This window comes from Desulfopila aestuarii DSM 18488 (assembly GCF_900143695.1).
Lineage (GTDB): Bacteria > Desulfobacterota > Desulfobulbia > Desulfobulbales > Desulfocapsaceae > Desulfopila > Desulfopila aestuarii.
The window spans coordinates 1-14,491 of the sequence record NZ_FRFE01000030.1 but is presented as its reverse complement, the minus strand read 5'-3'; the positions used below and the strand labels follow the sequence as shown (position 1 = coordinate 14,491).

13 protein-coding genes and 1 pseudogene are annotated in these 14,491 nt (G+C 46.4%); 5 read left to right on the top strand and 9 right to left on the bottom strand.

Going from position 1 to position 14,491, the window contains the following annotated elements:
• Nucleotides 1-222: 222 nt before the first annotated feature.
• The 3 genes from BUF15_RS21100 to BUF15_RS21090 all read right to left on the bottom strand — a co-directional run bounded on the left by BUF15_RS21100 (nucleotide 223) and on the right by BUF15_RS21090 (nucleotide 2,644).
• Nucleotides 223-735 carry a YgjP-like metallopeptidase domain-containing protein gene (locus BUF15_RS21100; RefSeq protein WP_073615701.1) on the bottom strand — a complete coding sequence of 171 codons (513 nt, stop codon included), beginning with the start codon at nucleotides 733-735 and terminating at the stop codon, nucleotides 223-225.
• Nucleotides 736-850: 115 nt separating this feature from the next.
• Complete coding sequence (locus BUF15_RS21095; RefSeq protein WP_073615700.1) at nucleotides 851-1,126, bottom strand: hypothetical protein; 276 nt, start codon at nucleotides 1,124-1,126, stop codon at nucleotides 851-853.
• A 258-nt stretch (nucleotides 1,127-1,384) separates the two neighbouring features.
• Entirely contained in the window at nucleotides 1,385-2,644 is a 1,260-nt protein-coding gene (locus tag BUF15_RS21090) for an MFS transporter (RefSeq protein WP_073615737.1), read from the bottom strand.
• A 608-nt stretch (nucleotides 2,645-3,252) separates the two neighbouring features.
• On the opposite strand from BUF15_RS21090, the gene BUF15_RS21085 reads away from it, so the two are divergent.
• Nucleotides 3,253-5,040, top strand: a complete 1,788-nt coding sequence (locus BUF15_RS21085) for a cytochrome c3 family protein (RefSeq protein WP_159441344.1) — start codon at nucleotides 3,253-3,255, stop codon at nucleotides 5,038-5,040.
• 305 nt (nucleotides 5,041-5,345) lie between these two features.
• Here BUF15_RS21085 and BUF15_RS21080 read toward each other — a convergent pair whose 3' ends face one another.
• Nucleotides 5,346-6,074, bottom strand: coding sequence for a sulfite exporter TauE/SafE family protein (locus tag BUF15_RS21080; protein WP_073615698.1), 729 nt, complete (start codon nucleotides 6,072-6,074; stop codon nucleotides 5,346-5,348).
• A gap of 129 nt (nucleotides 6,075-6,203) precedes the next feature.
• On the opposite strand from BUF15_RS21080, the gene BUF15_RS21075 reads away from it, so the two are divergent.
• On the top strand, nucleotides 6,204-7,337 hold the full coding sequence (locus tag BUF15_RS21075) for an IS4 family transposase (RefSeq protein ID WP_073615697.1): 1,134 nt from the start codon (nucleotides 6,204-6,206) through the stop codon (nucleotides 7,335-7,337).
• Nucleotides 7,338-7,763: 426 nt separating this feature from the next.
• Here BUF15_RS21075 and BUF15_RS21070 read toward each other — a convergent pair whose 3' ends face one another.
• The 4 genes and pseudogenes from BUF15_RS21070 to BUF15_RS28455 form a co-directional block, all read right to left on the bottom strand.
• A complete protein-coding gene (locus tag BUF15_RS21070) occupies nucleotides 7,764-8,159 on the bottom strand; it encodes a type II toxin-antitoxin system RelE/ParE family toxin (RefSeq protein WP_073615696.1) in 396 nt (131 codons plus the stop codon).
• Between the two features lie 266 nt (nucleotides 8,160-8,425).
• Nucleotides 8,426-8,860 carry a DsrE family protein gene (locus BUF15_RS21065; protein ID WP_073615695.1) on the bottom strand — a complete coding sequence of 145 codons (435 nt, stop codon included), beginning with the start codon at nucleotides 8,858-8,860 and terminating at the stop codon, nucleotides 8,426-8,428.
• A gap of 381 nt (nucleotides 8,861-9,241) precedes the next feature.
• Complete coding sequence (locus BUF15_RS21060) at nucleotides 9,242-10,642, bottom strand: DUF1254 domain-containing protein (RefSeq protein ID WP_200802443.1); 1,401 nt, start codon at nucleotides 10,640-10,642, stop codon at nucleotides 9,242-9,244.
• Nucleotides 10,643-10,764: 122 nt separating this feature from the next.
• Nucleotides 10,765-10,920: pseudogene (locus BUF15_RS28455) on the bottom strand (DUF1214 domain-containing protein); the annotation flags it as partial.
• 672 nt (nucleotides 10,921-11,592) lie between these two features.
• Between BUF15_RS28455 and BUF15_RS21050 the strand changes: the two are divergent.
• From BUF15_RS21050 to BUF15_RS21040, 3 genes are all read left to right on the top strand, one after another.
• Entirely contained in the window at nucleotides 11,593-12,789 is a 1,197-nt protein-coding gene (locus tag BUF15_RS21050; RefSeq protein ID WP_073615694.1) for a tyrosine-type recombinase/integrase, read from the top strand.
• A 230-nt stretch (nucleotides 12,790-13,019) separates the two neighbouring features.
• Complete coding sequence (locus tag BUF15_RS21045) at nucleotides 13,020-13,301, top strand: type II toxin-antitoxin system RelE/ParE family toxin (protein ID WP_073615693.1); 282 nt, start codon at nucleotides 13,020-13,022, stop codon at nucleotides 13,299-13,301.
• Between the two features lie 11 nt (nucleotides 13,302-13,312).
• Nucleotides 13,313-13,648, top strand: coding sequence for a HigA family addiction module antitoxin (locus BUF15_RS21040; RefSeq protein WP_234981241.1), 336 nt, complete (start codon nucleotides 13,313-13,315; stop codon nucleotides 13,646-13,648).
• 516 nt (nucleotides 13,649-14,164) lie between these two features.
• On the opposite strand, the gene BUF15_RS21030 is transcribed toward BUF15_RS21040, so the two are convergent.
• Nucleotides 14,165-14,491, bottom strand: a 327-nt coding sequence (locus BUF15_RS21030) for an IS66 family transposase (RefSeq protein ID WP_143170852.1), incomplete at its 5' end; no start/stop codon positions are given.

Sequence of the window (14,491 nt, the reverse complement as noted above, 5' to 3'; positions counted from 1 at the left end):
CAGCTACAGCGCTTACCAGAAGACCCGGAAATCAGGAGGTATCTTTTATTGATAAATTGATCCCTGCGATTGCATGTGAAGATTTCACGGATCAAATACGGAATGTTTGGCGGAACGATTCAGTGGCAAGAGACCACAAGGGATGACCTTAACGCGTCACGGTCAAAGGGGGGGGGGAGTTAATAGTACTTCAACGAAGATCTGAACACCGCGACAATCTGACTATGCCGCAACATACAACGGACCAAAAAGATCAATTTGTGTCAGATAGAGACGCATATCAAATTCCAGTTGATGGTATGCAGGCTCCATATGCTTGCAAAGTTTGTAAAACGCCTTGTTGTGATCCTTTTCTTTGAGGTGAGCAAGCTCGTGAACAACAATCATGCGAAGAAGGGGTTCTGGTGCGTTTCTGAATGTGGAGGCGATGCGAATCTCATTTTTAGCTTTCAGTTTGCCTCCCTGCACCCTTGATATAAATTTGTGCACACCAAGGGCCTGGTTATGCATCTTGATTTTTGCATCGTAGAGTATCTTGCTCAAGGGCTGCGATTGCTGCATTGAACTATTTTTTATCGCCATCACATACTGGTAGAGAGCTTTATCTGTACCGATTTCGTGTGGTGCTGGATATTTCTTGAGAAGGAGATCTTGTAATTTCTTCTCTGCTATCAAGAGCTGGACCTGATCTGTAAGATGGCCTGGATATCCCTGTAGATATTTCAATTCCTGCACTGCATCACCTGATTCATTATCAAAAAAAGCAAAACATATAGACCATTTCCATGGTGCCCAGCCGACTCAGACTCAACCCTCATCTCAATCTATCCTCTGCAGGATACCACTTTCTTCACTTGAGATGTTCGATGCCCTTGACTCGATCTTTGAGATTCGCAAAAGTTTGTGAGTCTATCATCAGTTTAGCAGTGAAATCCTTGAGGCATTCTTCGCACATGAATACAACGTCCGACTCTGTGAGATTTTCTGCATCACAAGCACATCCGAAGCAAAGGGCATCGCGCTTCTCGCTAAAAATGACAGTATCAGCGCTTCCATTCCCAACATGCTTACACACAACCCAGACAGACACCTCTCCGTGACGTTTGCATATTTCTTTTTCTGTCATGATTTTCCTTGTTACGTAAATTCTCACTTTGACTATACAAAAGCTATAGACTCCAGCTGTTGTTAAGATCCAAGAGATACATGTTGAATTTTGTACATGAATTTGTGCCCTTTTTCATGAGTTGCCCCAATCGCGGACAACCCTCACCGCACCTTGGAAGATTTTCACTCATGATAATTTGGCAACCAGAATGTATTTAGCATGCATCAATGCCGCAGATTTTCCAACAACTCCCACCTGACAGCAAAGGCACCAGAATTACCGACCTTCTGACAAAACCTGCCCCTTAGCAGGTAACAGTAAACTTAGCACCATTGCTATTCCAGCTAAAACCGCCGCGAGCAAAAAGCTAAGAGAAAATGTCCCGCTCTGTTCGGCCAGGAAACCGGCGCAGGCCGGACCAATGATCTGACCGATGCCAAAGAAAAAAGTCACAAAGCCAAAGATTGCTGCTGTCCTTTCGGGGCCAGCATGGTCTCCCACCAGTGCAGCAATAATAGGTGGCGTGCTCCATACAACAAGACCAAAGCAGGCTAGAGAGACATAGACAGAGAACATAGGCAATTGCGCGGTAGCTAGTAGGTAAGCGGTTGTCTGGAATAAAAACACAGTCGCCAGGGTCGCCTTTCGCCCGTAAAGATCTGACAAATGCCCAAAAAGTGGCCCTGAAACAAGACTGAGCAATCCAACCCAAGACCAGAGATTACCGGCAACGACTTCACTCAGGCCACGTTCCTGCACCAGAGAAGTCACAAAAAACGTCACATAAATAACATAGGCACAGCCAAAGAGAAAATAGATCGCTCCGCAGTGGAAAAATATATTTTTCCCGGCAATCTGCTGCACCGGGGTACTTTTGTTTCCCGATCCAGGTATCTCGGGTGCGATCTTCGTTGTATTCGTACTTGTTATTGCCTGCGTCCCATCTTCAACCTCGCCTGGTCGATTTCGAATCATAAACAAACAAAGGAATGCGATACATCCGGCAAGACCACCAAGAAGAATCCAGCTCACTCGCCAGCCATACGCCATTTTGTTCAGCACCGGAACCGCTTTTCCGGTTACCAATATCCCTAAGCCGTTGCCCATCACACACAAACCGGCTGCCCTGCCCCTGATCCGACCATCAAACCACGTGGAAATAAGGGCCATAATCGGAACATTGGAGAGAGCACTGCCGATTCCCGTCAAACAATAGAGCAAAAGGATCAGCCAGTAGCTGCTGGAGAAACCGACGAGAACCATGGAAAGAGAGACCAGAGACAAAGCGACGAAAATGACCACGCGTCCACCATAACGTGTCGTCATCCTGCCACAGAACAGCAGCGCGACCAGGTAACCACAGAAATTAACAGTACTGATCAATCCCATCTGGCTGTAAGAGAGGCTCAGCGCCTCTCCCATTGACGGCAGCATCATTCCAAGGGAAAAACGGCCCAGACCAAGACTTGCGAAAAGACCTGCAATTCCAGCCAGGACAATAATCCAACGGTAGGATGATGTTTTTTGATTTATCACTTCTCGTTCACCACCGATCAAGGCTAGCCATGTTTTGCGATCATTTTATTCTTCTCTTGTCAAAAGCAGAGGGACGATAAAATTCAGTTGCTACATAAATCAGATAACAACTTTCGTCTCTGGCATACATCAATACAGATGAAATTACCCTTTATCATCTCAAGATGAGTGACGCAAAGGCAGGTTCCTTTCTCTCATAAATGTGACGCCACCTGGTTTTCATGTGGAAAGTATCATGCAAGGGACAAAGAAGGTATTCATATATTCTGGCCCCTTTACTTAGACCTGTCTTTTTTCGTCGGTCATAATTTTTTCAATATAACCTGAGACAACAAGCAACATCGAACCGCTGGCCGGCGCTTTCAAAAAGAGAGTCGAGCACAGATCTATCCCCATATCTGCTTTCTATTTCAATTCCACCTTTTTCTTTCTTTCAGATTCTAAGCATCTGAAATGTTAAGCCAAGCATTTCAGACTTTCAAAACACTGTAACTTTATCGTTCGCAAAGCGTATGTATAGCTATAAACAGGACAACTATGCCATCAGTTGAATGAAAACCAGGAATGATCCATGATGGATGCAGCACTCTTCCAACGCAGAGGGTCATATGAAAACACTATGTATAGCATTGTTTTTATGCATGTTGAGCTGCAATATCGCCTACGCTTCCGATCAAACGCATCACTCTAAAGCAGATGCCATAAGGGGAGGCAGTTATCAGAATACCCTTTCCATACAAGAAGATGATACCCCTAATGGCAATGGTAATACCAACCGCAATAACAATAATGGAACAATCGAAGCGCATGCTTCAATCACTGAATATACAGGGCCTGCAACCTGCATCTCCTGCCACGATGAAGAAGCACATGATGCACTCAACTCAGTCCACATGCAATGGAAAGGTCCAACTCCGGAACTCACTAACACTGACGGAGAATGGCTGGGCAAGGCCTTTAAAGGTATAAATACATTCTGCACTTATGCGATGACCTCCAAGGGAGCCTGCTTCTCCTGCCATGTAAGAGCAGACGGCAATGCACCGCATCCTCCCGAGTTAGCTGATGTGGACTGCCTAATGTGTCATAGCGAGATCTACCAGCGAAAATTCGTGCACGATCCTGAAAATACGGAAACTGTCGAAAATATTCTCGGCGAAACAATGACTTATGTCATAGAACTCCTTGATGAAGATGGCAATTCCACTACTGTTCCAGATTTTGACAAGATGCCTGAAGGGATAGATATGGTTGATGTTGCAAGAAATGTTCATCTGCCGACGCGATATACCTGCCTGCGCTGCCACGCTTCTGCCGGTGGCGGTGACTGGACAAAGAGAGGGGATATGGGTCGAAGTACAGCCAATGCTCCTGTCGAAGAGGACGTGCACCTCTCCCCGGAGGGAGCAAACCTGCACTGTATCAACTGCCACTCTGCCTCAAAACATAAGATAGGTGGACGTGGAATTGATCTGCGCCAGACAGAAGCAACTGACCCTACCTGCCAGACATGTCATTCAAGCACGCCGCACGGCAGCAGCGCTCTCAACAGACACGCAGAAGGACAAGTGAGCTGCCAGGTGTGCCATATCCGTACGTTCGCTAAAGGAGGCAGCACTGAGATGTCCAGGGACTGGCTGATACCTGTCTGGAATCCTGCCTTCTGCTCAGGCCAGGGCGGTTTTGTCGGAGAGGAAATTCGAGCTTCGAATGTCACCCCTGAATATGTCTGGTTTAATGGAACGTCGTATGTTTACAATATAGGCGAAACAATAGAGCCTGACGAGCATGGTATTTACCATATGGCCAAGGCAAACGGCGCAGCTTTTGACGGCAAGTCCTCCATCGTACCGATAAAGCGACATCGATCAATCATGCCGCTACATGATGAGAGCAACGAGATTGTGCCACCTGCCATAATGTGGATGTTTATGACGGGCAGATTTGAAGATGCTGTTACCATAGGGATGGATGAAGAAGGGATGACTGGCAGCTACTCAATCATTGAGGCAGAAGCCGAAATGTTGATAACCCATGGTGTTGACCAAAAAGAGGAAGCCCCGAAATGCAATGAGTGTCACGATAATTCCGGCCATACTCCTGACGGTTCAGCTATGTTGCCACTTACCACCCTCGGGTATCACACTCTCCCCGACTCAGTGAAAACCTGTACTCTCTGTCATGAAGAGAAGCGGTTATCCTGGCAAGCTACACACAAGGTGCATAGAGAAGAAAGAATCGCCTGTACAAGTTGTCATACCTCCGAGCCAACCGGCCTAATCAGTAAGCCAGGGATACTTTGCTCAAGCTGTCATGAGAGGAAATCGTGGGAAGATGAATCTCACAAGAAGCATCTCGAAAAGGGACTTGTATGTATAGATTGTCATACGTTCTGAAAGGTATAGGTAACAATAAAACGCTGGACGCCTTCACCAACTCCAGCTTATTCCTTTAATCCAAATTGGAACTATTGTCGCTTTGCAATCAAGAGCCAAGAGGCAGATTTGAAGGGTTAACCACATCAGAAGATATGCGGACTTTCAAAATTTGAGGATCAAATAGATCTGTCCTGATTTTTTTGTCAAGTGAAGGCTCTGGCTATACCGGTGGACTAACCAGCTCTGTTGCCCATACGATCCTGGCTATTGAAAAGCATCTCAACAACAGAACTCCTTGAGATGAAACAGCCAAGAACTGGCTATCAGTTGGTGAACAGCATCGCTATCCCCATCAGGATAAGAAAAAGAAAAATCAGCCTGATAAAGGCCTCTCTTGGCAACCTGCCATAGAGGGCTGAACCTATAGCCGTGCCGACTAATACTGCCGGAGCACTGTAGAAAAAATTTTGCAACACCGTTACAGTGGTAAGACCGGTCAATGCATGAACGACGACCGTAAGGCACGAGGTAAAAGCAAAGAATCCGGTCAATGTCGCCTTCATCTTATCCTTCGACCAGTCGTTTAGGGTTGTATAAATAATCGTTGGCGGCCCTCCTGCACTAAAGGCTGCACCTATTGCACCTGAGAGAAATCCTGCCACATATCCCCAACCTTTGTGAATAGCCCTTGGACGCGGTTTCGCCACCAGGCTGTATGTGCTGTAACTTATTAAGAACAGGCCCAGGCAGATGCTGATAATCTTACTATCAAGCTCTCTTAAAAAAGTCGTACCAACATATATTCCTGGTATTGAAGCCAGGCAGAGCGGGAGGATGATCGCAATCCGCAGCTGACCATTCAGCCGATAAAGCAAATAGGTGGTTATAACAACACTGTTCAGCACGCATAAGGGGACAGCTGTTTTCACATCCATCAGTAGACACAGCAGAGGCATTGCGACAAGTGCAGAACCAAAGCCTGTAAGCCCTTGTACCAGTCCGGCAATGAGAAAAACAGCAACAACAGCAACAACAGCAAAGACTATAGACATAGGTATTATATTTTAAATCACTGCTGTCTCATAAATTTACCTGTAAATACCAATAAATAAAGGCTCGGAGAGCTTCTTGTGTTATAATGAAATTGCGAAAAGTCATTCAAATACAAGGAGATCCGAGCCATGGCGCATTGTAACACAATCCTCAATCAACTTGCCGCATTTTTCCCGAGACATGATTTTGAAAAACTGGCAACTCAGCACCATCAAGGCCAAAAGTTTCGCACCTTCAATCGTTGGAGTCAGTTTATGGCTATGACGATTGCACAACTGACTGGAAGAAAGAGTTTGCGCGACCTGGTAGGTAATATAGCTGCACAAGGAAAACGGATCTATCATCTGGGCATGAGATCAACCAGCAGGGCAACGCTTGCTCGGGTAAATGACCGGCAGCCATATGACATCTACAAAGAGATGTTTTTCCAACTGTTGCAACGATGCCAGGCTCGTGCACCGAAGCACCAGTTTAAGTTCAAGGGCAAGATTTATCTCCTCGACGCCACGACCGTCAAGCTTTGCCTTGCCATCTTCCCATGGGCAACATTCCGGCAAGCCAAAGGGGCGGTCAAGCTGCACTTCGGCCTCGATGCCGATGGACATCTTCCAGTATTCATGGACATGACCAACGGCAAGAAACATGAAATCGATTGGGCCCGATCTCTTCATCTTCCTGCTGGAGCCTGTGTCGTCTTTGATCGAGGCTTTACCGATTACAGTTGGTATGGCGACCTTGATAAAAAGAAAATCATCTTTGTTACCAGGCTGAAGTCCAATGCCAAGACGTATGCATACGGTAATAATAGAAAACCTGATTCACCAGCCGTGGTTCGTGATCAGAAAGTAAAGCTTTCGGGATACACTTACACCTTCAGGAGAATTCATTACATCGATCCGGAGACTGGCATCGAGTACCAGTTCCTGACCAACTCAAGGAAGCTCAAAGCTTCTGAAGTGGCGGCCATTTACAAAGAACGATGGAAAATCGAACTGTTCTTCAAATGGATCAAACAAAATCTCAAGGTGAAAACTTTCCTCGGTACTTCAGAGAATGCCGTGTTGACGCAGCTTTGGATTGCCTTGTGTCTTTACCTTCTGCTGGCTTATTTGAAGTTCGTAGCCAAGCTGGGCTTATCGCTTTCAGGTATTTTACGACTATTGCAATTAAATCTGTTTGACCGTCGCTCAATGAGCGATTTGTTTAAGCCCCCTGACAATTCGCAACCAATTAAATCTCCACAGCTTTTATTATGGAATTAACTGTGAGACAGCAGTGATTTTAAATGAAGAGCTTATCGTGGCAACACGATAACAGATTCAGCACGCCAGTACTTCTCATAAGGCTATTCTGATAATTGAATTCAGCAAAAAAATCAGGACAGATCTATTTCATCCTTTCGTCCTCACGACGGAAAATGAAAACAGGGTAACATTGGGGCTGAAAATTGTTAGATTTTTGATGAACTTATTTACCCAATCATATCACCTGTCTTTTTGCAAACAACAAGCATTTGATTAGCGCCATCCAGGACTGGCCACGGTGCCCTTAGCAGTCCACGCATTTCCAATCTGTCTTTCCAGGTCGACAGGAAATATCATATTTTTTTCCACAGTCTACTTTACTATAGTCGTGCAGGCTATTGAGGTCTGATCAGGCAACGTCCTCCGATGACACAAGCCGAACGATTAGAATGAGTACTTTGTTAATGGTAATTGAGTTACTGCTACGTTATTTTTTAACCGCTCAAGATTGGCCATTGCGATTTTTGCGTCTTTTTTCGGTGTTTTTCTAGTTTTTTTCACAAACCCATGCAAAAGTACGATGTTGTCGTCTGGCATTTTAACAAACAGTACTCGGGCTGACTCTTTACCGCAATCTACGCGAAGCTTATATATGGTACCTTTATAACCCCATATCTTGGGGTTCAGAATTTTCAAGCTGTTGCAAATGTAAATGTCATTAAGTTCAGAGTAGGCATGAAATTTCTTGCATATAGATGAGGCGAGTTTGTCAGAAACTTTATTCAAAAATACTTCAAAAGCTGATAAGCCATCATGCTCTTGTATAGTTAGTATTTTCATGTGACAAACCTCACGCTCCATTTCATAGGTGGGAGATCATCCCTTGGCTTTCCTATTGGTGCCAAAATCAAGATTTTTCCACTTCGTCATTTCAGGTATATAGGAGATATGGACATTTGGGCCCATGGACGGCATAGACAGTGAGTTGTCTCTCATAAAACAAAAAACATCCCACAATGAATATTCGCATGCGAACCGGTTGCCTAGCTTCATGGGAGATGGCAAGGTCAATTCCGTTTTCTACTCTATTTTGACACTTTAGGTAATTAGAATGTCGAAATTTTTGTCCCCGGCTGAATCATCTGGTCAGCTATCGCTGACGGATTAGCTTGTGTCACCCCAGGAATCAGTGCATCAATTGTCAAATCTTTGCTTGGAAGGTAGAGCGGACATATCTGAACGGATACGCCATTCTCAACCAAACCTTTGAGAAGCATCTGGGGTGATTTATCAATTGGTTTGAATTTAGTTTCTTTGCTGCCTTTCAATGTAATGTCAGCTCCAGGACCGCAAAACAGAATACTCACGTTAGCGCCTTTTTTGAAAGACTGAGTCGATAAAACCATGGACATCATCTGAGTCTGAGCATCTGGAGATGTCACAATAAACAACATATCCTGTCCTTTCTCAGCTGCAAATACTCTAACGGATAAAGATATAAACATTACGAATACAAGAGATATAACAGGCTTTTTTAACATACGTATTTTCTCCAAATAATCATTATAGATCCGTATAACCTAAGGAATTCGTCTCTTTTCATTTATAGAAATATTTGACCTTATTGCCTGTGTCAAACAGTATAACTCTGTCTATTGTCCTGTTGCTATCACCAAGATACTCCATATGTTTGGGAAATTCAGACAACAATCGCGCCCAAGATATTTCTTCCTTGATTGACTGGTTGATAGGAGATATGTAGACTGGCCCAAATTCAAAATTTGATTCTATATAAGCACCTGTATCAAAACTTTATGCATGAGGAGTACCCATAAATGGCAAAAGTACTCACTGTCTGAGCCACAGGCCGCTCCCAAAGGACCAACCTGCAGACCAGAGCACATGCACTTCTCTTTATCCACTCATTTCACTTTCACCAGTTTAGGGGCTTGCCACGAGCCGTCCAGTGCGGCTTCTGCGGGCCAGTAAAGCCGCATATAGACGGCAAATTCTCCCTTCGGTGCAGGCAGCCAGTTGGACTCCAGTTCCTTGCCGGGAGTTTCGTTTTGAATATAAAGCGTGACCCCGCCGTCAGCATCCAGTTTGAATTTGGGAATCATCGGCGAGTTGATGAGGTAGCGGTTGATCGGATTGGCGACAAGCAGGCTCTGCGGCAGTTCATACATGGTAGCCGACCAGAATGCGTGGACGGGTGGCAGTTCCCCCTTGGCGAAGTGGAGTGTGTAGCGGTTTACACCCGTCAGCGGTTCGCCATCTTTATCGATCCGTAAAACCGGATACATCGCTTCCTCCTTGGAATTGCCGTAAATCCCGAGAGCAGCTGCCGCCATGCGATAGAGGTAATTGCCGTTTAGATACTTCCGCGTGCCGAACACATCGCCGGAGGTGACCTTGCCTTCATCGAACTGTTTGACCAGACCCTCAAATTCGAGCCAGGCATCGCCCACGCCTTCTCCAATCGCCTTCTTCACCTCGGGCGAGAACGTGCTTACGTCGAAAACCCTTCCGGCACCTATGCCAATCTTCGCGAATCGTTCCATCAGCGCAACCTCGGACGGGACCGTGGGGCAGAATTGCAGGACGAAGTTCAAGACCTCAAACTGCTTCAGCGATTTCTTTTCCTCCTGGGGCGTGCAGGGGGGCATGTAGTCGATCTTCGGCGCGGCAGAGGGCGCGGCTTGGCCGAGAAACTGACTCAAGGGCTGCACTTTGTACTCGGATTGAATCTTCTTCACATTGTCGATGTCCGTTGGATCGAAAAGCTGTGTGCGGTAGAGGAGGATGTTCATCTCGGTATCGGATTTAATGATTTCCTTGATGCCTGCGGGCTTCTCGCCCTTCCAATTTGGGCCTGCAAGCAGGAAGTTACCTCCGCCATTACCGGTGGTGCGGCTACCGACATAGGCAAAGTTGTAGGTATAGGCATCAATGAATTGAATCGAATAATAGCGATTCTTCGGTATTTCAGGGACTGTCAGAACGAGCGGTTCAGTCCGAAGATCAGCGCCGAGAAAGGAATACGGCGTGTCCGAGTTAGGCGTCTGTATCGCGGTGTCCGCCGGAGTGTATACGCGGGGGACGTTGATGATCGTGTTCGGCGGACCCTTGTACTCGGGAGTACCTGGCTTGAAAAAATATTCGTAGTTGACGCGATAGTTGTCGATAACCGGGAAGCCGTAAATGGCAGCCTCCTTTGCAATGGTGCGGGCTTCAGCGGGAGTGACTTCTGCGGCCTGCCCTGCCAGGGGTAGCGCGAAGGCGGCGAACACGGTTATGAGAGAAGTGAAGCGATGAATTGTCATAGTACCGTCCTTTATAGGTTGAGATTGGACTTTCGTCGCTGGAATCGAGAACTGGAGCATACTCGAGGCGACCCGCTTGTTTTTCATGTGAATCAGTTAACTTTAACAATTCCCGGAGGTGCCTACGTACCTTTACCTGGAGGGAGAAACGATGGCTTTTCGATCTTCGGCCTGTAGAGACGTATCGCGAGAGAAGCGTTATCGTTCGGTGCGGGTAACCAGTCGGATTCCTTGCCTGCACCGGGCGAATCCTTCTGGATGCAGATCGTCAGCGAGTCATCGGTGTCTTCTTTATTTCAGGCAGCTTAGCGAATTGATAATCATTTGACAAACCTCACGCTCCACTTGCCAGGCGGGAGTTCCTCCCTTGGGCTTTCCTTGTGGTGCCAAAGTCAAGATATTTTCCCTATGGTGTCACTCACCCCAGCTATCATTGCGTAAATCGGATTCACCACATGCCACATCGTGGTGCATGCTGAGGAAGTATCGCATAGCTACTAAAATGTTTACCACCAACTATACGACATGACAATTATATACGAGACTTGAGGACCAGATAACCTACCTTACTGATGCAGTTGACCATAATTTCTCCTGATGAACCCAGGACAGATTAGGACAATTTTTGTCCTCGACAGTCCATCATGCAGAATTGTTCCAAACAGACCAGCGGATGACCAAAAAAAAAGGACTCACAGCAAAATGAGCTGTAAGTCCTTTTTTTTAATATTGGTACGCCCTGCAGGATTCGAACCTGCGACCTACGGCTTAGAAGGCCGTGATGTATATCTTTTACTATCTACTATAGTCCCCTACTCACTTCTAATATTCTATTTTCATACTACTATTTACTAGCACACTTTTCTACAATATACTACTGTCTAGGTTGGGAATAAGGTTGGGAATGAAAGTTGGGAAGTTTTCTGACTGCTCAAACATGGAGAACCGACATGGCCAGAAAGGTAAACACGGATGATTTTGATCCGAAGAAGCGGTACCCCGCCAAAGACAGACAAGGGAACACTATCACTGGAGTATTTTACCGATACGCACGCCGCGCTGACTTGAAAGGGCTAGAGAAGAGCTATGTTGTAGTCTTCAAGACAAGGGACGACAGCGGTAAAGTTAAGACTGTTGAAGAAAGCGTCGGCAAAGAGTTCAAAGACAAGATGACGCCAGCGAAGGCAAACAGAATGCGCATGGCACTCATCGAAGGGAGACAAAAAACCAAAAGAGAGAAGGCAGAGGCCGAGGCTGGTGAGTGGACTGTTCAAGATTTATGGGAGTTTTTTGAGAAAAAGAAAGGTGACAAGCTCAAATCCTTCCGCGACGACAGATACCGATACCGCGAGCACATAGGGAAACACTTAGCCAAGACTCGGGTATCTGAACTCGAGAAGAAGCACATTTCAGGCATAAGGGGAAGAATGGAGGGCACCCATAAGCCCCAAACAATCCGCCACGTATTACTCCTGCTTCAGCGCATGGTGCGCTATGGCGTCAAAGAGGGCGGCCTAACATATCCCCCTAGTCTCAGTTTCGATATGCCTACGGTGAAAAATGAGGTTACTGAGGACTTAACAGAGAAGCAACTCGACCACCTCATCGAAGTGCTGAACAACCACCCCAATAAGCAGATAGCCAATTTGATGAAGATGGCAATCGCCACGGGTATGCGCCGCTCCGAATTGTTTAGACTGAAGTGGGAGCATATCAACTATGAGAGGAACTTTATAAAGATCGTAACCCCTAAAGGCGGCACTGAAGTCACGATACCGTTGGGCGCTGTTGCTAGATATATCCTTGAGAACCATGAGAAACTTGACAGTCCATATGTATTCCCGGGCAAAAATGGAGGGCAAAGAAAGGATTGCAAGACTGCAGTGCGATCACTTGTGGAAAAATTAGACTTGCCAAAAGGATTCAGGCCACTTCACGGGCTACGACATACTTATGCGTCTATGCTTGCCTCTTCTGGAGAAGTGGAGATGCACGTTCTACAGAAACTCTTGACTCACAAAAGCCCTGCCATGACACAACGGTACGCGCACCTTAGAGAAGCTGCTCAGCATCGGGCCTCAGATGTAGCATCAAGCATTCTCAGCAAAATGGGGAACGGAAACGGCCAAGATGGTGATAGCCGTTAGTGAAATCACATTGAATCGCTCCCAACACGATGCGTTCCAGGCTGTACCCAGTCGAGCTTGCCAAAGGAAGATCACATAGGCAAGATGGTAAGCTCAACTGTCGTTTGTACTTGAAAATTATTGTTATTCTCATTATATGCTCTCTTACTGCCTCTCGTTTTTGACAAGAAAGTACACATACACCTGTAGTATCGATTGACAATACTGTTATCCTGCGATAGGGTTTAAGCATGATAGAGAGCTTTTCCTGTGATGCAACCGAGGAAATTTGGAAAGGGCGGTTCTCCAAAAAGCTTCCGGAAGACATTCAAAGTCGAGCGCGACGCAAATTGAACATGCTTAATGCGTCGGCTACACTTGACGATTTAAGGGTTCCGCCCAATAACAAGCTGGAGAAGCTGTCTGGGGATAGAGAAGGGCGATACTCTATCAGAATTAATCGCCAGTGGCGCATATGCTTCTGTTTTGAAAACGGAAGAGCAACGGAAGTGGAAATTGTTGATTACCATTAGGAGGCGAGGTTATGTCTAATATGATTCCTTTAGAACATCCTGGCGCGATACTCCTTGAAGAGTTTATTGAGCCTTTGGGATTGACCCCTTATAAGGTGGCGAAAGAGATAGGTATCCAGCAGACTGCATTGGGCGAAATTCTCAAAGGTAAAAGAGGGATTTCTATCTATGTTGGTCTGAAACTTGCCAAATTCTTCGGGATGTCTGAAGAGTATTTTGTAAAACTTCAGATGCAGTATGATCTTGATAAAGCGAAAAAAAGCAAAAATTCATCCATCGGAAAGATCATTCCTTTTCGCCCAAAGGGCCGAAAGCCTTCGGAAGTTGAAGAGCTTCAGGAGGCATAAAAACAAAATAAAATATTTAGTATAGTATAGCCCCACTCCCATGAGTCAGATGAGAGTGGGGCTTTTTTTATGTCCTGGGTGGCTCTAGACGATGTCGCCCAGCTATTTTAACAACTATATAGCCTCTGGGTTGTCACACGCCGGACCTCGCAAGATAGGGATGAGCAAGCCGCCGGTCTTCTGATCCATTCGCGTTGCGGTCCTTTGCGCCCACCGGATGTGGTTCTCATATCCAACTTCGCCGTGCTCACGAATCAGCTGGTGCTCCGCATCCCGCCTTACAGCAACGGCAGTCGTGAGCACGGGCAAGATCACAGAACAAGAGCGAGACGCCGCATATCATGCCAGAATCGACTTGCTACTCCGGGCCGTGTATGGCTGTGAGTTTTCAATGATGGAGACGGGACGCTGCAAGACGAGGTTCCCGACTTTTGGCGAAGGGTACGAAACCCTGAGCGTTGAGCAGAGAGGGCATGTTGACAAGTCTTTGGCTATGCATTTTACGGTATCCGCTAATTAAACCCCACTTATTGATTGCGGCAAAAGGAGGTCGGCGGCTTTGAGCCTGTTCGGTAGCAGCTCTTCGTAATCGCTCTGCGATTCTGCGAAAGGAAGTTTTTCGAAGATAAAACGAAGATATCTGTACGGTTCCAGGCCATTTGCTTTCGCTGATTCGACGAGACTGTAGAGGCTGGCACTAGCTGCCGCTCCGGCAGGATTACCGGCAAAGAGCCAGTTTTTGCGGCCTATCACAAACGGCCTGATGGCATTTTCAGCTGCATTATTGTCTGGGCCGACTACGCCTTGGTCAAGGTAGACGGTGAGGCGGCTCCTTTGGTTGAG

Excerpts from the sequence above, each read along its gene's own strand:
- BUF15_RS21065 (WP_073615695.1), bottom strand. The coding sequence starts at position 8,860 with ATGTTAAAAAAGCCTGTTATATCTCTTGTATTCGTAATGTTTATATCT.
- BUF15_RS21095 (WP_073615700.1), bottom strand. The coding sequence starts at position 1,126 with ATGACAGAAAAAGAAATATGCAAACGTCACGGAGAGGTGTCTGTCTGG.
- BUF15_RS21040 (WP_234981241.1), top strand. The coding sequence starts at position 13,313 with ATGTCTAATATGATTCCTTTAGAACATCCTGGCGCGATACTCCTTGAA.
- BUF15_RS21060 (WP_200802443.1), bottom strand. The coding sequence starts at position 10,642 with ATGACAATTCATCGCTTCACTTCTCTCATAACCGTGTTCGCCGCCTTC.
- BUF15_RS21070 (WP_073615696.1), bottom strand. The coding sequence starts at position 8,159 with ATGAAAATACTAACTATACAAGAGCATGATGGCTTATCAGCTTTTGAA.
- BUF15_RS21050 (WP_073615694.1), top strand. The coding sequence starts at position 11,593 with ATGGCCAGAAAGGTAAACACGGATGATTTTGATCCGAAGAAGCGGTAC.
- BUF15_RS21085 (WP_159441344.1), top strand. The coding sequence starts at position 3,253 with ATGAAAACACTATGTATAGCATTGTTTTTATGCATGTTGAGCTGCAAT.
- BUF15_RS21075 (WP_073615697.1), top strand. The coding sequence starts at position 6,204 with ATGGCGCATTGTAACACAATCCTCAATCAACTTGCCGCATTTTTCCCG.
- BUF15_RS21080 (WP_073615698.1), bottom strand. The coding sequence starts at position 6,074 with ATGTCTATAGTCTTTGCTGTTGTTGCTGTTGTTGCTGTTTTTCTCATT.
- BUF15_RS21045 (WP_073615693.1), top strand. The coding sequence starts at position 13,020 with ATGATAGAGAGCTTTTCCTGTGATGCAACCGAGGAAATTTGGAAAGGG.